Genomic DNA, 20,164 nt, shown 5'->3' on the forward strand with positions numbered 1-20,164 from the left:
CCTGATGATCTCTAAGGAGGGGGTTGACTGGATTTGAGCCCTTATTTCTCAACTTCTCTTGTTCTGTTTCTTAAACCGGCAAGACCGATCAAACCGAGAAGGCCCAGCCATCCCCAATTATTTCTATTATTGTTATCAGCGAAGGCCCTGGTATTATTATTTCCATTCCAGTTATTCATGGTTCCGTTGTTATTGGCATTCATAGTTCCGTTGTTATTGTTATTCGCGTTTCCGTTGGTTGCCGTATTTATAATACGCGCATTCGTTGGAATCATATCTGCCGCGAAGGCATACGAAGAGAAGCTTAGAATCAAAACAGCGATCAGCGTAATTGCAGTTAATTTTTTCATGGTCAGTTTTTTCTCCTTTCGTGTTTTAAGCATTAACGGGCTCAGGTCTTTTTATTTGCAGCGGTGGCGGGACCAACCAGCCTTTTGCCTTATTCATCTCAAGAATTCTGAGACCTAAAGCTGTTTTGGTCGCGTGATATTTAGCAAATAATGCTCCAATATCTTCTCTGATGGACTTGCCCATAATTTGGCTGCAAGCAACCATACTTGCTACGTTGTCTGCTGCGACAAGAGCTGCGATTTCCTGGTCGCTAATTCTTGCGCCCATAGGAATATCAGCAAGCTTGGCCTCGGGCCTTTCAGGCAGTGCTGGGGAAGGCACAATATCGTTGTTCGTTAGAATGGCGTCACATTCTTTAGCTTCCAACTCTGCCTGTCCGATTAAATCATTCAAAATCGCTTTTAAGTCTTTGTCTCCTGCGTGGAAAGAGTAAGCTCGATAGACTGAACTGCAGCCTTTGGCCTTCATTGAAAACGACCACACATCATAAATTTCGCCGTAATGAAGGGGCTCTTCTTTCGGATTTCCGCTTAATATGCCCACGGTAACAGCTCCTTGTGATTTGGTGGTAATCCATCATTATATTTCCCGTTTTCTTGATTATTATGCCTATTAGTCAGAACGGCTATAATTATTGGTGATGTACCTCACTGTTGCCAAATAGCTTGTCAGCCACTTTTGGTCTGCGTTCGAATATGGGAATCATTGAGTCAGAGGTGGAAGGAGAAGAAGCGCGTGTGAACTTGTTATGCCTTTGTCTTATAAACTCAACTTTCGCAGGGGAAAATCGGCTTTTCAGGTTGATGTGATGAACAAAAGATAAGCTCGTTTATAGAGATTGCATAATAGTGAACATCGTTTCGTTTGCTCAAGGGGGGAGCGTTGTAAACAGCAGCGGTAGCTAAAGCTGTAACGGTTGCTACAGTTGTTATTCCCGCAATAATGCATGCTCAGAAATTGTAACGGTTGCCATCGCCGCTATAGGTGTCTTTTTCCTCTCAAATCTATGGAAAACATTGAAATAACATCACCTGCAACCGTTAGATTTTGAAAATGGATAAAATCAGCGAATTAACAACCATGGCAACCGTTAGACAACGTGGAGCGGCTGATTCCCCGGAATCCCGATCAAGCCTCAAGTACGTGATGAAAAACAGAGACCGGATCAGACGGCGGAAATCACAAAGTAATATCTGCATCAACTTAAGCAATGAATCTCTAAATTGCCTAATCAACAAAATTAAAAGGATCAGGCGATCTCAAGCTGCGAAAGTGGAGTTATAATTTCAAAAGCGTCACGGATTCAGGTCTGTCTTTGCCTGGTTCCGTGACGCCTTTTTTGGTGGGGATGATGTTGAAAAGATTGCGGAAGAAGAAACTTAAACATGGTTAGAAACCGCGGTCCGCCCGGTTTTTCTTTGAACATGCAGGAGCCTCAAGAGAAGACAGACGGCTCCCATAGCCAGCCCCGAAATTAATCCGATCCAGTAGCCAAACGCCCCAAGCGATGTATAATTGGCTAGCAAGTAACCCGTCGGCAGCCCGATGACCCAGAAAGAGATCAATGCGACTATGAAGGTAACGTTAACGTCCTTATATCCGCGAAGAGCTCCCTGAATCGGCGCCGCGATGGCGTCGGAAAGCTGGAAGAAGATGGCGAAGTACAGGAATTGCTTGGTCAGCTCAATGACGGCCGAATCGTTCGAGTAAAGGCCGGCTGCTTGTTTATTAAAGATGAACAAGGCAATCGCGCACAGAGCGGACATGATAACGGCCATGGCGATTCCGATGTAGCTGTACTGCCGGGCGTCCGCTACCCTTCGTGCGCCGACTTCGAAGCCTACCAGAATGGTTAGCCCCATTGAAATGCTCAAAGGCACCATGTACAGAAAAGACGCAAAATTAATCGCGGCCTGATGCGCGGCTATCGTAATCGTATTAAAGTTGCTCATCAGCAGAGTGACCGCGGCAAAAATCCCGGTTTCCAGCCTTTTTTATAATTTATAGAAAATGGGGTGATTCGGAATATAACACGTATAATATATCAGCAGGCTTATATGACCCATTGAGCATACATAGTCTCAAGACGTGCTCCCGGTTCAGTTCGGGTAATGAATAATAACATGGAACCGTGTGACGGTTGGAGCCAGGTTCCGGTAGACGTGCGGCCGATCGGCGGGAAAATGAATCGCGCTGTGGGCGCAGACTTGGAAGGATTCATTTTCGATTTCGACTTCCAAGTTCCCTTCGAACACGAGAATCCATTCCTCCACCCCTTCATTGTGGGGCTCCGATGGATGTACACACCCGGGGTCAATTTCCACGGAATATACTTCAAATTGTTTGGCGGAATTGAATGGGAATAACGGGTAAGTCCGATAAGCTCCCTCTTCAGAAAGAAAAGGTTCGAGAGCTTCCGTGCGGACGACTGAAATTTCGGGCGATTCTTCTTCCACCAGGGTAGTGAATGAAATTTTGAGCCCGGTCGCGATTTTCCAGAGAATGGAAATCGTCGGATTAGTATCGCCCCGTTCTATTTGTGCCAGCATAGCTTTACTGACGCCGGTGACTTCCGCCACCTTGTCCAGGCTCAAGCCCCGGGCTTTACGAATTCGATGCAAATTTCTTCCAACTTTAATATGAATTTGTTCCATAAGCTGTTCAGCCTCTCCTATGCCGCATCTTTCTATAGCTATTGCTTCAATTTCAGGCTTCCGGCGGAAGCTCCGCTTCGCAAATCCTCCTCAGCCCGAATATACGAATCGCCCCCATTATACACAATCCATTCGCAAAAAAATAGAAAAAAAGCAAGCAAGCCGTTAAGTTTTCCACTCTCGAAGGCAAATCGCCAAGGGATTAATACCTCTCTGTGCATAATCTAAAAATAAAAGTAAAAAAAGAGTTGTTCAATATAACACATATTTGTATAATATAACAAACAAGGTCAATGTCCTTATTATTCCATTTTCCAAAGAGGGAGGAGGGATGTTCTGTGAAACAGATGGAGGCTTTAGTAAAGGATAGACCAGGCCCGGGAGCTTCTCTTGCCAAAGTTCCGGTACCCGTCTGCGGACGCGATGAAGTGCTAATTAGGGTGCAGGCCAGTTCGATATGCGGGACCGATCTCCATATTTACAACTGGGATGAATGGGCGAGGAATACCGTGGCGGTTCCTAACGTGTTCGGTCATGAATATGCGGGGGTGGTTGAACAAGTCGGAAGCGAGGTAACGAACGTTAAGCCCGGTGACTATGTGACCTCGGAAGGCCATTTCGTTTGCGGAGTATGCCGGGCTTGCCGGACGGGAAACGCGCACGTATGTACGCGAACAAGAAGCTTCGGGATTACCGTTCCCGGGTGCTTTGCCGAATATACGGTCGTTCCCGCCAGCCATGTCATTCATAATCACCCGGACCTGCCGCTTAAGACAGCATGTCTGCAGGATCCGTTGGGCAATGCGGTTCATACCGTACTGGCCGGGAGCATCGTTGGAAAAAGTGTGGCCATAGTCGGAGCAGGCCCCATCGGATTAATGGCGATAGCTGTAGCCAAGGCATGCGGAGCCGGAACCATCTTTGCGGTAGATGTAAACGGATACAGATTAAAGCTGGCCAAGCAAATGGGAGCGGATATCGTGCTTAACAGTCTGGAAAACCCCGATTTTGCCGATCCGATACGCAGTTTGACGGATGGGGAAGGAGTGGAGGTGCTTCTGGAGATGTCAGGCCATCCGGGAGCGATTCGGGAGGCTCTGTCCGCCGTCGCCAATGCCGGCCGGGTCTCGCTTCTCGGAATTCCGACCAAGGAGGTGCCTATCAATTTAGCCCAAAGCATCATTTTTAAAGGGCTGCGGGTGGAAGGTATCACCGGAAGACGAATGTATGATACCTGGTACCAGATGAAGGGTCTGCTGGACAGCGGAAGAATCGATCTTCAGCCGTTGGTGACGCATACGTTCAAGCTGGAGCAATACGAGGAAGCGTTCGAGCTGGTCCGTTCCGGACAATGCGGGAAGGTTGTATTTCTCCATGAGGGGTAAGAGCCGGCTGTTTTTCTAATGGAATTATATGAATACGAAATCCTGGGAGGGGAAGAGGATGTATTCCAGTTTCGAGCAAGAGCTGACGAAGATTAAGGAGGAAGGAAGATACAGGCCGCTGACGGTTTGGGATAGTGCGCCGGGAACGTGGATGACGCTGAACGGCCGGAAAATCCTGCAGATGTCGTCCAACAATTATTTGGGGCTGACCGGACATCCCGAGATGAAGGAGGCGGCCAGACAGGCGCTGGAACGCTATGGAGCAGGCAGCGGTTCGGTCCGGACGATTACAGGTACTCTCGATATTCATGATCAACTGGAGGAGGAGTTGGCCAAATTCAAGGGGACACCCGCGACCCTGGTGTTCCAATCGGGCTTCACCGCCAACCTGGGAATATTGGGCTCGATTCTGAGCGATCAGGATCTGGTCATCAGTGATGAATTAAATCATGCCAGCATCATCGACGGCATCCGGTTGACCAAGGCAAAGCGGAGTATTTATGCACATAAGGATTTGAATCAACTGGAAGCTATTTTGCAGACGTCAGGGTCCTACCGCCGTAAGGTCGTCGTGACCGACGGGGTATTCAGCATGGATGGGGATATTGCTCCGCTTCCCGGCATTGTTGAGCTGGCGGAGAAGTATGGGGCGATCGTTTATGTAGACGATGCTCATGCCAGCGGGGTATTAGGCAGGAACGGCAAAGGCTCCACGGATCATTTTTCGCTGCACGGTCGAGTGCACATTCAAGTCGGAACGCTGTCCAAAGCGGTTGGTGCCGTCGGAGGCTACATGGCCGGGGAGCAGGTGCTTAAGGATTATCTGATTCACAAGGCCAGGCCGTTCCTGTTCAGCACATCCCAGCCGCCTTCGGTTGCGGCAGCCTGCCTCGCCGCGATCCGTATCCTGCAGCGGAGCGAAGATTTGATCGAACGATTATGGGCGAACGCGACTTATTTCCGAATGAGTCTGAAGCAAATGGGCTTCGACACCGGAAGCAGCGAGACACCGATCATTCCGGTGATCATCGGCGACCCGAAACGAACGATGCAGTTTTCGGATCGAATGCTGCAGGAAGGAATTTTCGCTCAAGGGATCGTTTATCCGACGGTCCCGATGGATAAAGGACGGGTGCGTTTTATCGTAACCGCCATGCATACGATGGAGGATCTGCAGTTTGCCCTTGACCGGCTGCAGAAGGCCGGTCGGGATTTCGGCCTGATTTAACGGCGGCGGCCCGGGAATGATACTTATACTGCAAGAAATGCTCTGGAAAAGCGGCTAACGTCCTCCGTGATCTATACGGAACGGCCCCCTGGGAAGTTGAATAAGCAAGTAATAGGAAAGTTATTTGCGAATCAAGGGGGGATGAGAGGGTGACGAGAGAACAATTTATTAAGCGAATCGCTCCTATAGCCGTGCAATTGCGGGCCGAGGGCTCGCCGATTTTTCCGTCCGTCCGGATTGCCCAATCGATATTGGAAACCGGAGGCACGATAAATCCGTGGAATAATTTGGTCGGATACAAGGTTGGGGGAGGGGCCATAACCCCTTATTGGCAGGGAAAATCGGTAAGGAAGCTTACCTGGGAGGTCTACGACGGGACCAGACAGGATCGCGTTCCTGCCGATTTTCGGGCTTATGACAGCATAGAGGACGGATATAGGGATCAGGATCTCCTCTTCGAGAAGGACAGATATCGGCGCGTCAGGGAAGCCGAAAATCCCGAGGAGCAGGCGGATATGCTGTATATGTCGGGATATGCGACCGATCCGAATTATGCCGTAAAGCTGAAGATGCTGATGGCCTCTTACGGTTTGGGCCGCTATGACGAAGAGGCCGTACAGCTGCGGAAGGAATGGCAGGAGCGGCTTCAACAATTGGAGCAACGGAAGCAAGCGCTCCAAGCCCGGCTGCAAACGTTACGGCAAGCGCTGGCCATGACGGAAATTCCCGAATGGGCTAAGGAGGCCGTGGAGAGAGCCGTTCAGTCCCGATTAATCGATACGCCCTTGAATGGCAGCTACGATTTCTACCGATTATTGACCATTCTGAAGAGAAGAGGAGTTATATAGTGCGCTGGCTCGAGGAAATGCCGGTATAAGGTGTTTTGTGGATTTTAATTTCCAGCCAGCCTCCTTTGCCGTTAACGATCGCCTTGGCATTGAAAGCTGCCTCGAAAAATTTCTTCTTGTCTTCGAACTGGTGCAGGGCCATTCCCGGCCTCAATTCGTATTCAAAGACATAGTACTCATCATCGATTTTCTCGCTGAAGCGGATCAGGGCAGGAAACAGCTTGACGGTTCGCTTGCCTCGATCGATTTTGACAAACAAACCGGTACGTTCAAAAGTAGCTCTCATCTTGCGAACGTTACGGTTCTTGTTGGATGAATACCATAAATAGAAGAAAAAGGTGAGAATGACGGAGAGTGCAAGCAGTTTCCCCCGGTTGGCTTCCAGGAAAAAGGAAATCGTGTCCAGGGATGAATCGAACGGATTAAGAAGCATCCGGATCACCCCCAGCGCATAACGGTCTCCGGAAGCCTCCATCAGAAGCATTCCGCATAGCCGGGAGATTCCCTAGCGGTCTCATGGTCAGAACCCCTTTCCCAGCAGACATTTACTACAAGAATATGTTGTCCTAATGAAAATAGTCCACTGGAAAGGAAGAAAAAGCTACTCCCAAGGAAATGAAATGCCGAATGTTTCGGCCAGCTGCTTGCTTTCGATCCGGCGCTTGCTGCGCGCTTCCGCGCGGGCGGGAGCGGAGTCATGCAGCAGCTTCTCCTGCGGGGTCTCCGGGATGGCCTTGGGAACCTCCGTCGGCCGGCCATCGTCTCCCAGAGCGACATACGTTAAAAATGAAGTGGCACAGACCATTCTTTCCCCGGTGTGTAGGTCCTCCGTAAGCACTTTGACAAAGACCTCCATCGATGTCCGTCCGGCCCAGGTTACGAAGGCTTCCAGCGATACTTCGTTGTCTACCCGGATTGGCTGAAGAAAATCAATCGAATCTGTTGAAGCGGTGACGACCGGACGTCTGGAGTGGCGCATGGCGGCCCGGGCTGCTACGTCGTCAATGTAAGCCATCAGCTTGCCGCCGAACAAGGTATGATGGTTGTTGGTATCCGGCGGAAGCACATAACTGGACAGGACTGTACGGGACTGTTTAACTGGTTTAGCATTCATCATTCATTCTCCTTGATCTGGTTGGTATAGTCGTTTTAAGGTAAGAGGCGGGCTTTAAGTTGTTCCGAGATACCAGAAGCCCCGCTTACCGGCAGAAGAGGTGCTGGAAGGGCCCAGAAGCGGTAGCAAGGAAACTACTCCCGCTTCATCATCTGCTCGTTGAATTGCCGCGAGCCTCCTTTTGGAATCGACAACGTTTGCCATTCGGAGGATTTGATCATTTTAGCGAGAAAAACGATTTGTCCGATATGATAGCCGTAATGGGAAACTTGACGCTGGATTGCCTGGATGACCGTATGCGGTTCATTGCGGATATAAACGGTCTTGAGCAAATCATCTTCCGTCAGCTCTTCCAGGGCACGGAAGACCGCTGCCCAGCCTTGCTCCCACATGCTTGTGAGCTGTTCCTTGTCTTCCTGGCGGGCGATGAATTCCTCGTCCCGGTTCCGGTCCGGCTTCTCGCCGTCTGCAGTCAGAAAATCGGTAAACCGGGAAAGCATATTTCCATACATATGCTTGACGATGATGCATACATTGTTGGATTCAGGGTCGGGCAGCCAATGCAATTCATCGTCGGTAAGCTGGGCGATTGCTTTATCTCCGTTGGTTTTCATACTCTTGAAAGCCTGGATCGATTCCTTTAGAAATACGTTGCCCACGGTGAGCGGTTTAGATTCCATCACAAGAAGCACCTCCATCTAAAATAACGGACTCTAATTTGACTTTAACACAGCGCTTTTGCCGCGGCAAAGCATAATGCATATCCCTTGGCCGAGACGGAAATTACTCCGTTCGCGGAAATTGAGAATTGATTTATCCGACGGACAACAAACAACAAATGAATGAAACTATGCTATAGTTAATGTTGTAATGGTTATAGCAAATGTGAACCGGAACGAAAGCGCTTTAATCGTTCCCCAAGTAGACTGATTACAGGGAGAGAACTGATTATGAAACTGATCACTGCAGTATTGATTGGAGCCGGCGCGAGAGGTGCTCAGGGATATGCTCCCTATGCTCTCGATTTTCCTCATGAGCTCAAATTCGTAGCGGTAGCGGAGGCGAATCCGGTCAGAAGGGCCAAGTTTGCGGAAGAACACGGAATTCCGGAGGACCGCTGCTATGAAACCTGGGAAGATTTGCTTAAGCAGCCGAAGCTTGCGGACACCGCATTCATCTGTACCCAGGACCGGATGCACTATCATCCTACGCTTAAGGCGTTGGCGGCGAAATACCATGTGCTGCTCGAAAAGCCGATGTCTCCCGATCCGCGCGAATGCCTTGAAATGGAGAGGGCGGCCGCCGACAACGACCGGCTTCTGACCATTTGTCACGTTTTACGATACACTCCTTTCTGGTCGACGATTAAACGCCTTCTGCAGGAAGGAAGAATCGGCCAGGTGGTTTCAATACAGCTTAACGAGAATGTAGGTTACTGGCATATTGCCCACAGCTTCGTCAGGGGCAACTGGAATCATTCGGAGAAGTCCAGCCCCATGATTCTGGCCAAATCCTGCCATGATATGGACGTTCTGTCCTGGCTGATGGATCAGCCGTGCGTCCGGGTGAGCTCATTCGGCTCCTTGATGCATTTTCACTCCGGCAACGCTCCCGAAGGATCAACGGATTATTGTATTAACGGATGTGCGGTGGAATCGACATGCCCGTATTCGGCTCCGCGTTTCTATTTAGGAGAAGGCAAGGCTTGGGCCCGCCATTTCACCGAGGAGCTGACCCGCGAGAATATCGTTCGGGGCTTGAAGGAAACTCCCTATGGCCGCTGCGTCTATAAAAGCGACAATAACGTGGTCGATCACCAGGTAGTTAACATGGAATTTGCGAATGGGGCTACCGCGATGTTCAGCATGTGCGGATTTACCCGTCATCAGGAACGGATTATTCAAATAATGGGGACGAAGGGAGAACTGCGCGGTTTTCAGGATAAGATTACGGTTTCCGACTTTGTTACCCATGAGGAAACACAGATTACGATCCCTCCGCAGATAACCGGACATGGCGGAGGAGATTCCGGCATCGTCCGCAGCTTCCTGCAGGAGGTGAGAAGCTACGGCAGCGGGGGAGAAAGCCTTACTTCGGCTTCCGCATCCGTACGCAGCCACCTGATGGCGTTCGCCGCAGAGGAATCCCGGTTAAATAACGGTAAATCAATTGATCTGTCCGAATATGCAAAACAGCTTATGAACTCATGATATCCCGGTTTAAACGGATGAGAGGCGTATCCTTCGCGATAGGCCTCTTTTCTATTGCCGTGTTGTCCCCATCGGCTTAGCTCATTATTGATTTCGAGAGCAAGGTTACCTTAAGATAAGGAAAACTATAAAGGGAGAGAAAATAACTATGATTCCATATGGAGCATCCGTCTGGCAGGAAATTCGCTTCACCGGTTTTACTCCTACCGTGGAGGAGCGGCCTCCATGGATAGATATTTACTTAAAGCTGGAATGGGAAGAAGGCACGGTATTGCCCGAAGGTCTGTCCGATCCGAGCGGGCTGGTCATCTGTAATTCCGACCGCATGATTGTTCAGATCATAGTACTGGATGAGGGCTGCGATAGCGAGTTTCAATTTACGCCGGGAGAGAAGGACCAGATTATCCGGTATTTGCTAGAAACCGGACTGGCCTCAGGCTGCATCGAGGAAAGCGTCCGCTAGAATGCAGCTTGGCTGTAACGATTTCGCTTTATGGATATAGAGCGTAAGAAGCTATCGGCATCCGGCTGGACCGGTTTCCTTTGTTTAGCGGATCGGAAATAGGGGCATAATGTTTTCAAGGTGGGTCCTTTGGCAAAAATAAGCATAACAGAATTTTAATTTCCGGGGCTCCCCGCAAAGTACCAGGAATACGCTTCGAAGGTCCCACGTCACTTTGTGGGGTATTTACAGGGCTCCCCGCAATGTACTGTGCAAACCTTTATCGAAGCAAAGCAAGAAGAGCGACCGCGTTTAGAAGAAGGTCTAGACGCCGACTCCGTTGGAGTGCGGACGGAATACGCTTCGAAGGTCCCACGTCACTTTGTGGGGTATTTACAGGGCTCCCCGCAAAGTACCAGGAATAAGCTTCGAAGATCACACGTCACTTTGTGGGGGATTTTATTAGGGGTGCTATCATGAAAACACTTATTATTATCCCTGCCTATAACGAAGAAAAAAGCATTGTCCAGGTGCTTGCCTCCGTTAAACAAAATCATCCGGCCGCAGATATTGTCGTTGTTAACGACGGGTCCAAAGACCAAACCGGGGCACTGGCCCGTTCTACCGGATTGGCTCACGTCATTGATCTTCCGGTCAACGTAGGCATCGGCGGGGCGGTTCAGACCGGGTACCTGTTCGCTTATCGTCATGGATATGAGGTGGCGGTCCAGATTGATGCCGACGGCCAGCATAATCCGGCGGATGTCGATAAAATTGTGAAAGTCATCGAATCGGGGGAGGCGGACTGCTGCGTCGGTTCCCGATTTCTCCAGAAAACGGCTTATCGCTCCTCCTGGTCCCGCCGGACAGGGATTCGTTTTTTCGCATGGCTCATTCGCGGAGTAACCGGCAAAACGATCACAGACCCCACATCCGGCTTCCGGGCCGTCAACAGACGGGTCATTGAGCTGTTTGCCGAATATTATCCGGACGATTATCCCGAAGTGGAGGCCGTTGTGCTTCTCGAAAGGAAAGGTTTCCGGGTGCGGGAAGCGTCCGTATTAATGAATGAACGCACCTCGGGCAAATCTTCGATTACCCCTCTCAAATCACTGTATTACATGCTGAAGGTATCTCTTGCTGTGCTGATGACACGTATAAGAAATGTGAGCTGAATTCCATGAACATTTTTCTGTTATCGGTCCTGTTCAGTCTGTTATTTCTGTTCATTACGCTGGAGTTGATTCGACGGCAAAAAATAGCCGAGAGATACTCTCTGCTCTGGCTTATCCTCGCTCTCATTATGCTGGTATCCAGCTTCTTCCCCGAATGGCTTAACGCGGCTTCGCGGCTTTTGCATATTTATTATGCGCCCTCCCTTCTATTTTTTATCGGGCTTATTTTCTCGTTGCTGCTAATCATGCATTTGACCATCGTGATCTCCAAGCTTCAGCGTCAAATGACGAGAATGATTCAGGAGGTGGCCCTGTTGAAAGCACAGAAGGAAGGGGAGGAGGCTTCGTATGACCGCTCTTCTCATCGTATTGGTTAATGTTCTGATGCTGGTTACAGGGCAATTGCTGTGGAAAATCACCCTTAACCGGTATCCGGTTAAATCTTGGGACGGCCTGGTCACGATTATGCTTCAGCCGGCCATGATTCTCGGTTGTCTCTTATTTGGGGGGGCTACTTTGATCTGGTTCTATGCTTTAAGCCGCTATGACCTGAGCCGAATTTACCCGCTTCAATCGATGGCTTATGTATTGGGCGCCTTGGGAGGGGTTATTTTCCTGAAGGAATCGATGTCCCTCTATCAATGGCTGGGGATATCTTTGATCATAGGGGGGGCGTTCCTGCTCTCCAAATCATAGTGGTCGGTAGAATGGGGTGAACTTGAACTTGCAGCGAATCTACACTTGGACGCTGGCACTCATCATGCTGCTCGCGCTCGCTCTTAGACTGTTCTACGTCTGGAACGAAACGTACGAGCCTCTGGAATGGGACCAGCTGGAATATACGAAATTGGCAGTCCAATGGCTGGAAAGAGGGATTTACGCCTATCGGGATACGGCTCCGAATACATTGGTAACCCCCGGATGGCCGGCTATGCTCTATGTGCTGTACGGCCTGTTCGGCTATGACCCGTTGGAGCCGACACTGATGATCATTCGTACTCTCAACTGCTTTATTTCCGTTGTGGCCATATTTTTTATCTATAAGCTCGGAACCCGCTTGTTCCATCCGCTGACCGGGTTAATAGCCGCTGCGTTCGCCGCGGTCTACCCGTCCTACATATGGTCTACGTCGCTGATCCTGACGGAGGTTCCTTTTCTGACCGTATTCACCGCTTTTCTGTTCATGCAGGTCAAGATCATTCAGGAGAACCGTCCGCGCGACCATCTGATTATGGGGCTGCTGCTGGGGGCCTGTGTGCTGATTCGGCCCAATGTTTTGCCGCTTGCCGTTGTGCCCTACGTGTTCCTCTGGATCAATCACCGTCAGTTATTTTTGCCGCAAATCCTGCGGGGAGCCGGGGCTTTCGCACTCGTCATGCTTCCCTGGTGGATACGCAACGCCATCACCTTCCACGAATTTATCCCCATTGCAAAGGGGGAAGCGGGAAATCCGTTTCTGGGCGGTACGGATCCGTATTTCAGAGGTACCATCGAATGGACGAAGGTCGACGAGAGCCGTCAGTTCCAGGAAGGACTGGAGCGCATCCGGCAAGGCTTGAAGGAAGATCCCTGGCTCTGGATCCGTTGGTTCACCGTCGGCAAATTCAAAGTATTTTACAAAACGATGTGGGTGGGGCCTTATCAAAAATTTGTTCCGGAGGCTTATTTTTGGCTGCTTAGAAAGCTCCATTATGGTATCGTTTATATTGGGTGGCCGGCTCTGCTTGCCTTTAGCCGGTTTCACCGCTCGTTCGCTTACTTGGCGGTAAGTCTGCTTATTTTTTACGGCGTGCATGCGTTGTTTATTCCGGTGGACCGATATTTATACGGAATGCTCCCCTTCTTAATGATTGGGACCGCTCAGGCGGGAGTTATGGGGCTGCGTTGTTTGCGGCAGATTTGGCGAAGCCGGCGGCCTAAAGAGGCTTCGGCGTAGTACGGACGGTCATCGCTATAAATGATAAATTCCCCGCTGGACGAGGCGTATCCAACGGGGAATTTGGGTTGTTTTATTTTGCCGCAATACAGGGCCGGTATCGCTAACGGCTACAAATGGACTCGGGGCGAACCTCCTCCGGCCGGAGTAAGCTCATCGGGAGTTGACTTCCTTAAAAATCTGTTCGGAGCAAAATTCAATAATATCGCTTCTGCGTACAATTCCAATAAATTTATCCGTATCATCCACAACCGGAACGAAGTTCTGAACTTTGACCAAGCGGATCAGGTCCTGCATATTGGAGTCAATCCGGACGGATTTGTTCTGCATCTTTAACGGGACTTCGGCTAGGGTATGCCTGTGTGCATTGTCAAAGTTGACTTCCCTGTTATTTTTGAAAAACCAAAGCAGATCGCCTTCCGTGACACTTCCGACATATGTTCCGTCATCCTTCAGAATCGGGACGGCGGTGTAGCGGTGGTACTCCATCTTCTCAATGGTTTGACGCAGAGTAGTATGCAATGTTAAATGAATGACTTCATGCTTGGGCAGTAAAAAGAAAGCTATGTTCATAGGCCGAGCTCCTTTATCCTTTTCTCTCTCTCCCTGAGTTCATTTTATCAAAATCCCGTTCAAGAAGGTAGGGCGCGCAAAGGTTTCCATTAGAAAAAATTAGGAATGGAGGGAACATCGTGAAAATAGTGGAGGTACAAACGCAGGAGGAGCTGGATCAGTGTCTCTCCGTGCGGAAAGAAGTGTTCGTTATAGAGCAGAAGGTTCCGGAGGACTTGGAGATAGATGAATATGACCGATCCCCCGGGGCTTGCTCGCATTGGCTCGCCTTGGACGGCAGCAATCCCGCCGGTACGGGGAGATGGATCTTCTATGGGGAAGAAGCAGATACTGCAAAGCTTCAGAGGCTGGCGATATTATCCCGGTACCGGGGAACAGGCTTGGGAAGCCGGCTGCTTAATGCTCTGGAGAATTCGGCCAGGGAAGCGGGAGCGCAATATGCCGTGCTGGACGGGCAGTGTCACGCGGAAGCTTTCTATGTCAAGCATGGCTACGTTACGGTTTCGAAGGAGCCTTTCCTGGAAGCGGGCATATGGCATGTGCGGATGAGGAAGCGGCTGTAGCTTGGTCAAAGTTCGTTGAGCGGGATAATAGGACGGCGGAAGGAACAAACTAATGGAATCATAAGGAAAGGGATGATTTCATGCAGCAGGGTGAACAGAACGGCACAACGATTTCTACAGGACAAGCCGCTTACGGAATGGAAAACCGCCAGCAGCCGGATTCCGACTCGATGCTTAGGCAGGTTACGCAGATGCAGCAGCAGCTGGAGGTATTGAGACAGCAGCTTCTACAAGGCGCAGGCATGCAGACGGGCGGAATATCGCCGGCCAATGTCATGTCAAACCCGGAAGGGGCTATGTCCACTTATGGAGGAGGGGCTAACCCTTCCGGTGCGGTTCCTAACGGCTTGACGCAGTCCTCCGGCATGCCGTCCCTTCAGGGAGGGGGTTCATTCCCGTCCGGATCGCAGGTAAACGGGGGAGCAGGGCAAAGAGAGGCCTTCATCGCCGTTCGTAAAAATGGTGATGGGGATTTAAGAGAATTTATGACGTCCTCCGGCCGGGTATTGTCGTACGAGCAGGCTCTGCAGGAGGTTCAGATGGGACGAATCCAAGGGGCCAACGTCTTCAAAGGACGGGATGGAGATTTGTACATTCGCGGAGATGCCGATGGCGACCCGAGCAACAATCTGGATAATTTGCCCGGCTTCTAACGGGCACAAGGGTGTTCTACGCTTCAGCAGCGTAAGAACACCCTTTTGCTTTTGCAATCAGGCTCTGTGTAATAAGGCGCGCTTAGTCCAGGGGATAGCGGTAAAGCTCATGCTGGTGAAGGAAGGTCATGGGCCCCGTGCGGCCTATGTAGTTTTCCATGTCATCGCTATAATGCATTAATTGGATCTTCTCCTGCAGCTCTTCCGGCAAGGTGAGCAGCTCTTCCAATGTAGTATGGACACCGGGTGCGCCGTAAAGCTTGCATTCATGTAAAAAGTAGCGCACTCCCCGATCATGCAGCTCCTCAAGCCGTGCCCGGTTAAAGCGGGTATCCGCACTGTAGTACAACCGGTCGTTGACCAGCAGCGAATAACTTGACTTGTAGCGAACGTGCTCGGAAGGCAATATTTCCAGCCGGAAGTCTTCCGACAGCTTTGCGGCCGATCCTTCGGCTATTTCGATAACCTCGAAATAATCGTCCAGCGAATTCAATCCGGCCTCCGGATTAATCATTCCGCCCTTCAATGAATTCTCCCACAGCACGTTGCGAAGGGTGGAGGGAACGAACAGCTTTGGCTTCTGTCGATAGACGTAAAGCATTTGGAAAGCAAACTCTTCCAGTCCTCCTATATGGTCCGCATGCTGATGAGTGATGAAAACCCCGTCAATGGACGTAAGCGGGACTTTCATCTCGTGAAGCGAACGGATGGCGGTTACCCCGCAGTCCACCAGTAAAGTGAAGTCTCCGATCGTCATTAATGCGTTGTTGTTGGCATAACGGGTGGAGAAGGCACCGCCTGTGCCAAGCATCCTTAATTGTAATTCCATATATTGCTTTTCCTCCTTCGGCCGTTTGTTGAAGACCAGTACAGTAGTAAATTTTTGGATTCGAACTCTATTGTATCTCACAATGGATTCGGGATACAGAGTTTAATAAGGGAAGATTGGGCAAAAAAACGTTCCTGCGTACCCGTAATCCCTGATCCTTCCCGGGTAAAACTACTTAATAGCACAGACAGGAAAGTCTTCTCTCGAATATTCTGATAGCAAGGAGGCCAACCAGTACTGCTGGCTTACGGGAGGTGATGGCTTTCCATGGATATACGGTGGGTCGGCAATGAACATACCAATTCCAGCAGCAGGCAAGGGTATGTTCCGTTTGTCATTGTCAATCATATCTCGGCCGGCACGATGGCCAGCATGGATTATTGGTTTACGGATCCGGGCAACCGGGTTTCTTCCGCTCATTTCGGCGTCTCCAAGACCGGGACGATTCATCAATATGTCGCCATAGAACGGATGGCCTGGGCCAACGGCCTATCATCCGATCAGATGTCTTGGGCGACTGCGCCGATTGTGCGCCAGATGAAAGTGAATCCGAATTTATATACCGTTTCCATAGAACATGAAGGGATGGACGGGGCTTTAACCGAGGCGCAATTTCAAGCATCCGTTTGGCTGCACCGTTATATACAACAGTATATTTTGGACAAATGGGGTAAGGATTTTCCTTTGGATTCGGAGCATGTTATCGGACATTTTCAAATTAATCCGGTTAACAAGCCTAATTGCCCGGGACCCCAGTTTCCCTGGAAACGGCTATATTCCGCGTTAACTCCAAGCGAAGGAGGGACAGACCCTATGGCAAATCTAACGGACCGGATTGCGGCGTTGGAAATGGAAACGAAACAGCTTGAACAGAGACTCAAGCAGCTTGAAGACTATTTCCAGATGGACGCGATTCCGGAATGGGCTCGGGCCAGCGTGGACAAAGCAGTCCAATCGGGATTGATCGATACGCCATTGAACGGCTCCTACGATTTTTACAGGCTGCTGGTCATTCTTGACCGTAAAGGGTTGCTCTAAGCCACTTAATCTCTTGCGATCGTCAGAATGAAAGCACAGGCCTTTTTCCAAAGCAAGCTTCGGAAAAAGGCCTCTAAAATGAACCGGGAACATGATATAATTCAAAGGATCGTTGCTGCTCGCTCGGGGCAATAGGGTCCGAAAGGCGGGCTTGGCTGCATGTACCGACGGCTTGACCGGCATCCCGCAACCATGGACCGGACCAGTTGCGTAATACGCGTAATACGAAGCTTATATCGGAGGACAAAGATGATGCTCATTATATGGCTTGCGCTGCCAGTTCTGGCTGTGCTTATTTGCGCGGGAATCGCCGGGTATGTAGGCTGGAATCTTACACACCCCGAGAGAAGACCGCTGAACGATTCCCCTGCCAATTATCAATTGAAGTATGAGGACGTCCGCTTTCTCAGCAAACTAAAGGATGTTCAATTAAAGGGATGGTTTCTGCCCGCCAGTACTTCGGTACCTAAAATGACTATCGTCTTCGCTCACGGCTACTCTATGAACCGTCTGCAGGATGATGTACCGGCCCTACCGCTGGTCAGGTCTCTTGTCGAAGCCGGTTTTCAGGTGCTTTTGTTTGATTTTCGTAATTCCGGCGAATCCGAAGGAAACCTGACTTCAGTCGGACAATTGGAGAAGGAAGATTTGCTGGGCGCCGTCGAATGGGTCAAGGAGCATCATCCGGGTCCGATCGGGCTGATCGGCTTCTCCATGGGGGCGAGCACCGCGCTGATGGCCGCCGCCGAAGACGATTCCATTGCAGGGGTGGTGGCGGACAGCCCGTTCAATCATTTAACGAGGTATTTAAAAAAGAACCTTCCCACCTGGTCGGATCTGCCGGATTTTCCTTTCACCAGACTCATTCTCGCCCTGCTGCCGAGGTTGACCGGATTAAACCCGGATTCGGTCGATGTGCTTGCGGCTACCGAGCGGATCTATCCCCGGCCGATCTTGTTCATTCATTGCGAGGATGACGATAAAATCCCGTATACGGAAAGCGAAGCGATGCTGGAGAAATATCCGGACAGGTTTGCAATGTGGAAGCCGGCTAGAGGCAAACACGTAGGCGGATACCGGGAAAGCCCGGAAGAGTATACCGCCAGGGTTATCCGATTTTTTGACGGCTTGTGCTGAAATCAGTGGCGATTTATGCTCACCCGGATCGGCATGAAGCGCAAATAAGGACCCGTGAGCAAGGATCGGCCTGAAGAGGATACATAATTATTAGAAAGCCAATGATCGGATTAGTAAGGCAAGTGGGCGTTCCTGTTCCGCCGGACTGGAAATATTTCGCGCGGCCATCGCAACTTTTGCGCCCCGATGTGAGTATAAACAAGCAATACTAGCAAGATGGAGGGTTCCCGCTGCATGAAAACCAAATCCAAACGGATCGTCATTCTGACCACACTTATCTTTACACTCGGGACGGTAACCGCCTTTGGTGAATCCTTGTGGGGAAGCTATGAAGGCTACAGTAAAGCAAGGGTATTTATAAATGACAACCAGATTAACGTTCCTCAAGATGATGTGCCCGCATTTATTATCAATGGAAGAACAGTCCTTCCGCTGAGACTGCTGGCTGAATCCCTGCAAGCTACCGTATCATGGGACAACAAGACGCAGACGGCCAAAATCTATAAACCGAACATCCATATGTTCGTTTCGCTGGATGTGGATAAGGATTACACGATCAAGAAGCCTTTCGGCAAGGTGGCCCATGGCGAAACCCGAAACTTCGTCGTATCTACCCAGGTCGATACGCTGAAGATGAAGCCCAGCGGTTTCAAAATCACAATTGAAGCTCCGAACGGAGAATTGGCGACGGATGCCGTGGAGGTTCCGCTTGAGGAATCCAGTGAGAGCTTCTGGTACACCTGGCCGTTTAAAGTTAGCTTCACGCAAGCCGGAAATTATACCGTAAACTTCTCTCTGCTGGTCAATGGGGAGTACACGGTCGTTTCCAAAAAAACGATCGTTTCCGAATAGGGAAGAATGTTTGACCTTAATCAGTCAATAGTGATACGATACAAAGAAGCAATTTACTTTATAACGAAATGAGGCGATGTCATTGACCGATCATAACAACCAGGATTGTGGTTGCGGACATGACCATAACCACGAACATGATGAAGATATATTTTTAGTAACCGATACAGATGGCGTAGAGCATGAGATGGTGATGGTATACACCTTCGAGGCTGACAATCAGGCTTACGCAGTTTTGTTGGACCGGAATGCGCCGGATTCCGACGGGGTCATCTTTCGGATTGAGGAAGAGAATGACGACGCCTATCTGGTAAGTATAGAGGACGATGAAGAGTGGAATCGTGTCGTCACGATATATAATGAACTGGCCATGGAAGAAGCAGATGGACAGGCTTAATGGATAGTCTCGACAGTGAAAGAGGGCTGCCCGGCAATCATGCCGCTGCAGCCCTTATTTCGTTATCCGAATGAGCGGACGAAATCACTTGCGGGGGTTGTAATACATGACTCTCCCATTAAACAGGTGCAGCTCCGCCTTCCACTTGCGACCCAGGTGCTTGCAGAGCTCATTGGCTTTGCACTTGTCCCCGTGGGTGGAATCATCGGGAAGAACCGCCTGCACATACGGAATGCTCTGATCCTCGCGGGATTCGCTGCCCAGACCAAGGACAATATAACGGTATAAGCTGTCGATTCCTTTCAGGTAGAACCATCGGTTCTCACCCTCGGCTCGGGTTTCAATCGTGTATGGAAACGCTGCCCGGGCATAGTCCCAACCTAGCTGCCTGCCGGTCTGTGCCAGTTGTTCTTTGTAGCTCAGCAGGGCATCCTTCAACTCTTCCAAGGTTAAAGAGGAGATGCTCGACCCTTCAACCAGCTTAATGAAAGCGCTTTGAGCCATATATAAACACCTGCCTAATGTAATCTCTCCCCCATGATAGCATTCCGCTTACCGATTGACAATAACTCCCTGGCGGATCAGGTTCTTGCAGACGGAATAACTCCGTGCTCGGCAGCCTTCCCGGTCTTCGACGGAAGGCAAGCGGCTTTACAAAATAGAAGAAAGACCGGGATATATCCCGGCCTTCGTTAACCACATTAGAAAGTTTAAGTTCGTTAAAGCATTAAAATGGAACAAACTTTCTAATTGGCATAAAAAGCTTCCTCTAATACCGG

General features: G+C 50.1%; 24 protein-coding genes and 1 pseudogene. 15 read left to right on the forward strand and 10 right to left on the reverse strand.

All coding sequences use genetic code 11. The features are described from left to right. Positions 1 to 41: 41 nt before the first annotated feature. From ACTHRH_RS12625 to ACTHRH_RS12640, 4 genes and pseudogenes are all read right to left on the reverse strand, one after another. The gene (locus tag ACTHRH_RS12625) at positions 42 to 350 is read right to left on the reverse strand and encodes a WGxxGxxG family protein (protein ID WP_144939619.1); all 309 of its coding nucleotides are present in this window, start codon (positions 348 to 350) and stop codon (positions 42 to 44) included. Between the two features lie 25 nt (positions 351 to 375). After that, on the reverse strand, positions 376 to 894 hold the full coding sequence (locus ACTHRH_RS12630) for a DUF3231 family protein (RefSeq protein ID WP_440415834.1): 519 nt from the start codon (positions 892 to 894) through the stop codon (positions 376 to 378). 836 nt (positions 895 to 1,730) lie between these two features. Continuing rightward, positions 1,731 to 2,336, reverse strand: a pseudogene (locus tag ACTHRH_RS12635) (MATE family efflux transporter); the annotation flags it as partial. 114 nt (positions 2,337 to 2,450) lie between these two features. Next, positions 2,451 to 3,005, reverse strand: a complete 555-nt coding sequence (locus ACTHRH_RS12640; protein WP_144939613.1) for a helix-turn-helix domain-containing protein — start codon at positions 3,003 to 3,005, stop codon at positions 2,451 to 2,453. Between the two features lie 347 nt (positions 3,006 to 3,352). Here ACTHRH_RS12640 and tdh point away from each other — a divergent pair, with 347 nt between their 5' ends. From tdh to ACTHRH_RS12655, 3 genes are all read left to right on the forward strand, one after another. Continuing rightward, a complete protein-coding gene (gene tdh / locus ACTHRH_RS12645; RefSeq protein WP_144939640.1) occupies positions 3,353 to 4,390 on the forward strand; it encodes an L-threonine 3-dehydrogenase in 1,038 nt (345 codons plus the stop codon). Between the two features lie 58 nt (positions 4,391 to 4,448). Then, positions 4,449 to 5,618 carry a glycine C-acetyltransferase gene (locus ACTHRH_RS12650; protein ID WP_150960003.1) on the forward strand — a complete coding sequence of 390 codons (1,170 nt, stop codon included), beginning with the start codon at positions 4,449 to 4,451 and terminating at the stop codon, positions 5,616 to 5,618. Between the two features lie 149 nt (positions 5,619 to 5,767). After that, positions 5,768 to 6,466: a glycoside hydrolase family 73 protein gene (locus ACTHRH_RS12655; protein WP_144939610.1), complete on the forward strand. Its 699-nt coding sequence runs from the start codon at positions 5,768 to 5,770 to the stop codon at positions 6,464 to 6,466. On the opposite strand, the gene ACTHRH_RS12660 is transcribed toward ACTHRH_RS12655, so the two are convergent. From ACTHRH_RS12660 to ACTHRH_RS12670, 3 genes are all read right to left on the reverse strand, one after another. Next, entirely contained in the window at positions 6,459 to 6,941 is a 483-nt protein-coding gene (locus ACTHRH_RS12660; protein WP_144939608.1) for a hypothetical protein, read from the reverse strand. The two genes, ACTHRH_RS12655 and ACTHRH_RS12660, sit on opposite strands and share 8 nt — an antisense overlap. Positions 6,942 to 7,067: 126 nt before the next feature. After that, complete coding sequence (locus ACTHRH_RS12665; protein WP_144939606.1) at positions 7,068 to 7,583, reverse strand: acyl-CoA thioesterase; 516 nt, start codon at positions 7,581 to 7,583, stop codon at positions 7,068 to 7,070. Between the two features lie 131 nt (positions 7,584 to 7,714). Beyond that, positions 7,715 to 8,260, reverse strand: coding sequence for a DUF1572 family protein (locus ACTHRH_RS12670; protein ID WP_144939638.1), 546 nt, complete (start codon positions 8,258 to 8,260; stop codon positions 7,715 to 7,717). A gap of 270 nt (positions 8,261 to 8,530) precedes the next feature. On the opposite strand from ACTHRH_RS12670, the gene ACTHRH_RS12675 reads away from it, so the two are divergent. The 6 genes from ACTHRH_RS12675 (at position 8,531) to ACTHRH_RS12700 (ending at position 13,343) form a co-directional block, all read left to right on the forward strand. After that, positions 8,531 to 9,790 carry a Gfo/Idh/MocA family protein gene (locus ACTHRH_RS12675; RefSeq protein ID WP_144939604.1) on the forward strand — a complete coding sequence of 420 codons (1,260 nt, stop codon included), beginning with the start codon at positions 8,531 to 8,533 and terminating at the stop codon, positions 9,788 to 9,790. A gap of 148 nt (positions 9,791 to 9,938) precedes the next feature. Beyond that, entirely contained in the window at positions 9,939 to 10,253 is a 315-nt protein-coding gene (locus ACTHRH_RS12680) for a hypothetical protein (protein WP_144939602.1), read from the forward strand. A 455-nt stretch (positions 10,254 to 10,708) separates the two neighbouring features. Next, entirely contained in the window at positions 10,709 to 11,407 is a 699-nt protein-coding gene (locus ACTHRH_RS12685) for a glycosyltransferase family 2 protein (protein ID WP_150960001.1), read from the forward strand. A gap of 5 nt (positions 11,408 to 11,412) precedes the next feature. Beyond that, positions 11,413 to 11,784: a DUF2304 domain-containing protein gene (locus ACTHRH_RS12690; protein ID WP_144939598.1), complete on the forward strand. Its 372-nt coding sequence runs from the start codon at positions 11,413 to 11,415 to the stop codon at positions 11,782 to 11,784. After that, positions 11,756 to 12,103 (forward strand): EamA family transporter, encoded by a 348-nt coding sequence (locus ACTHRH_RS12695; protein WP_440415839.1) that lies wholly within the window; start codon positions 11,756 to 11,758, stop codon positions 12,101 to 12,103. The genes ACTHRH_RS12690 and ACTHRH_RS12695 overlap by 29 nt, the downstream gene beginning before the upstream one ends. Positions 12,104 to 12,131: 28 nt before the next feature. Continuing rightward, positions 12,132 to 13,343: an ArnT family glycosyltransferase gene (locus ACTHRH_RS12700; RefSeq protein WP_440415840.1), complete on the forward strand. Its 1,212-nt coding sequence runs from the start codon at positions 12,132 to 12,134 to the stop codon at positions 13,341 to 13,343. Positions 13,344 to 13,496: 153 nt separating this feature from the next. Here ACTHRH_RS12700 and ACTHRH_RS12705 read toward each other — a convergent pair whose 3' ends face one another. After that, positions 13,497 to 13,916 carry a CBS domain-containing protein gene (locus ACTHRH_RS12705; RefSeq protein ID WP_144939594.1) on the reverse strand — a complete coding sequence of 140 codons (420 nt, stop codon included), beginning with the start codon at positions 13,914 to 13,916 and terminating at the stop codon, positions 13,497 to 13,499. A 119-nt stretch (positions 13,917 to 14,035) separates the two neighbouring features. Here ACTHRH_RS12705 and ACTHRH_RS12710 point away from each other — a divergent pair, with 119 nt between their 5' ends. Next, positions 14,036 to 14,479 (forward strand): GNAT family N-acetyltransferase, encoded by a 444-nt coding sequence (locus ACTHRH_RS12710; RefSeq protein ID WP_150960000.1) that lies wholly within the window; start codon positions 14,036 to 14,038, stop codon positions 14,477 to 14,479. Between the two features lie 365 nt (positions 14,480 to 14,844). Then, positions 14,845 to 15,132 (forward strand): DUF3892 domain-containing protein, encoded by a 288-nt coding sequence (locus tag ACTHRH_RS12715; protein ID WP_144939636.1) that lies wholly within the window; start codon positions 14,845 to 14,847, stop codon positions 15,130 to 15,132. Between the two features lie 82 nt (positions 15,133 to 15,214). Here the strand turns inward: ACTHRH_RS12715 and ACTHRH_RS12720 are convergent, their stop codons facing one another. Beyond that, positions 15,215 to 15,961, reverse strand: coding sequence for an MBL fold metallo-hydrolase (locus ACTHRH_RS12720; protein ID WP_150959999.1), 747 nt, complete (start codon positions 15,959 to 15,961; stop codon positions 15,215 to 15,217). Between the two features lie 267 nt (positions 15,962 to 16,228). On the opposite strand from ACTHRH_RS12720, the gene ACTHRH_RS12725 reads away from it, so the two are divergent. The 4 genes from ACTHRH_RS12725 to ACTHRH_RS12740 all read left to right on the forward strand — a co-directional run bounded on the left by ACTHRH_RS12725 (position 16,229) and on the right by ACTHRH_RS12740 (position 19,385). After that, entirely contained in the window at positions 16,229 to 16,999 is a 771-nt protein-coding gene (locus tag ACTHRH_RS12725; protein ID WP_225312710.1) for an N-acetylmuramoyl-L-alanine amidase, read from the forward strand. A 249-nt stretch (positions 17,000 to 17,248) separates the two neighbouring features. Continuing rightward, complete coding sequence (locus ACTHRH_RS12730; RefSeq protein WP_186328428.1) at positions 17,249 to 18,136, forward strand: alpha/beta hydrolase; 888 nt, start codon at positions 17,249 to 17,251, stop codon at positions 18,134 to 18,136. Positions 18,137 to 18,370: 234 nt separating this feature from the next. After that, positions 18,371 to 18,988, forward strand: coding sequence for a copper amine oxidase N-terminal domain-containing protein (locus ACTHRH_RS12735; protein WP_186328427.1), 618 nt, complete (start codon positions 18,371 to 18,373; stop codon positions 18,986 to 18,988). An 82-nt stretch (positions 18,989 to 19,070) separates the two neighbouring features. After that, positions 19,071 to 19,385: a DUF1292 domain-containing protein gene (locus ACTHRH_RS12740; RefSeq protein WP_144939582.1), complete on the forward strand. Its 315-nt coding sequence runs from the start codon at positions 19,071 to 19,073 to the stop codon at positions 19,383 to 19,385. Positions 19,386 to 19,469: 84 nt separating this feature from the next. Here the strand turns inward: ACTHRH_RS12740 and ACTHRH_RS12745 are convergent, their stop codons facing one another. After that, positions 19,470 to 19,889: a DUF1885 family protein gene (locus ACTHRH_RS12745; RefSeq protein WP_144939580.1), complete on the reverse strand. Its 420-nt coding sequence runs from the start codon at positions 19,887 to 19,889 to the stop codon at positions 19,470 to 19,472. Positions 19,890 to 20,164: the final 275 nt, after the last annotated feature.

It is taken from the genome of Paenibacillus sp. SAFN-117, from assembly GCF_051966115.1.
Lineage (GTDB): Bacteria > Bacillota > Bacilli > Paenibacillales > NBRC-103111 > Paenibacillus_L > Paenibacillus_L residui.

What these genes read in the sequence shown, in the direction of transcription:
- ACTHRH_RS12640 (WP_144939613.1), bottom strand. Translation starts at nt 3,005, where the DNA reads ATGGAACAAATTCATATTAAAGTTGGAAGAAATTTGCATCGAATTCGT.
- ACTHRH_RS12735 (WP_186328427.1), top strand. Translation starts at nt 18,371, where the DNA reads ATGAAAACCAAATCCAAACGGATCGTCATTCTGACCACACTTATCTTT.
- ACTHRH_RS12690 (WP_144939598.1), top strand. Translation starts at nt 11,413, where the DNA reads ATGAACATTTTTCTGTTATCGGTCCTGTTCAGTCTGTTATTTCTGTTC.
- ACTHRH_RS12670 (WP_144939638.1), bottom strand. Translation starts at nt 8,260, where the DNA reads ATGGAATCTAAACCGCTCACCGTGGGCAACGTATTTCTAAAGGAATCG.
- ACTHRH_RS12695 (WP_440415839.1), top strand. Translation starts at nt 11,756, where the DNA reads ATGACCGCTCTTCTCATCGTATTGGTTAATGTTCTGATGCTGGTTACA.
- ACTHRH_RS12715 (WP_144939636.1), top strand. Translation starts at nt 14,845, where the DNA reads ATGCCGTCCCTTCAGGGAGGGGGTTCATTCCCGTCCGGATCGCAGGTA.
- ACTHRH_RS12665 (WP_144939606.1), bottom strand. Translation starts at nt 7,583, where the DNA reads ATGATGAATGCTAAACCAGTTAAACAGTCCCGTACAGTCCTGTCCAGT.
- ACTHRH_RS12660 (WP_144939608.1), bottom strand. Translation starts at nt 6,941, where the DNA reads ATGGAGGCTTCCGGAGACCGTTATGCGCTGGGGGTGATCCGGATGCTT.
- ACTHRH_RS12725 (WP_225312710.1), top strand. Translation starts at nt 16,229, where the DNA reads ATGGATATACGGTGGGTCGGCAATGAACATACCAATTCCAGCAGCAGG.
- ACTHRH_RS12730 (WP_186328428.1), top strand. Translation starts at nt 17,249, where the DNA reads ATGATGCTCATTATATGGCTTGCGCTGCCAGTTCTGGCTGTGCTTATT.
- tdh (WP_144939640.1), top strand. Translation starts at nt 3,353, where the DNA reads ATGGAGGCTTTAGTAAAGGATAGACCAGGCCCGGGAGCTTCTCTTGCC.
- ACTHRH_RS12705 (WP_144939594.1), bottom strand. Translation starts at nt 13,916, where the DNA reads ATGAACATAGCTTTCTTTTTACTGCCCAAGCATGAAGTCATTCATTTA.
- ACTHRH_RS12745 (WP_144939580.1), bottom strand. Translation starts at nt 19,889, where the DNA reads ATGGCTCAAAGCGCTTTCATTAAGCTGGTTGAAGGGTCGAGCATCTCC.
- ACTHRH_RS12720 (WP_150959999.1), bottom strand. Translation starts at nt 15,961, where the DNA reads ATGGAATTACAATTAAGGATGCTTGGCACAGGCGGTGCCTTCTCCACC.
- ACTHRH_RS12625 (WP_144939619.1), bottom strand. Translation starts at nt 350, where the DNA reads ATGAAAAAATTAACTGCAATTACGCTGATCGCTGTTTTGATTCTAAGC.
- ACTHRH_RS12685 (WP_150960001.1), top strand. Translation starts at nt 10,709, where the DNA reads ATGAAAACACTTATTATTATCCCTGCCTATAACGAAGAAAAAAGCATT.
- ACTHRH_RS12675 (WP_144939604.1), top strand. Translation starts at nt 8,531, where the DNA reads ATGAAACTGATCACTGCAGTATTGATTGGAGCCGGCGCGAGAGGTGCT.
- ACTHRH_RS12650 (WP_150960003.1), top strand. Translation starts at nt 4,449, where the DNA reads ATGTATTCCAGTTTCGAGCAAGAGCTGACGAAGATTAAGGAGGAAGGA.
- ACTHRH_RS12680 (WP_144939602.1), top strand. Translation starts at nt 9,939, where the DNA reads ATGATTCCATATGGAGCATCCGTCTGGCAGGAAATTCGCTTCACCGGT.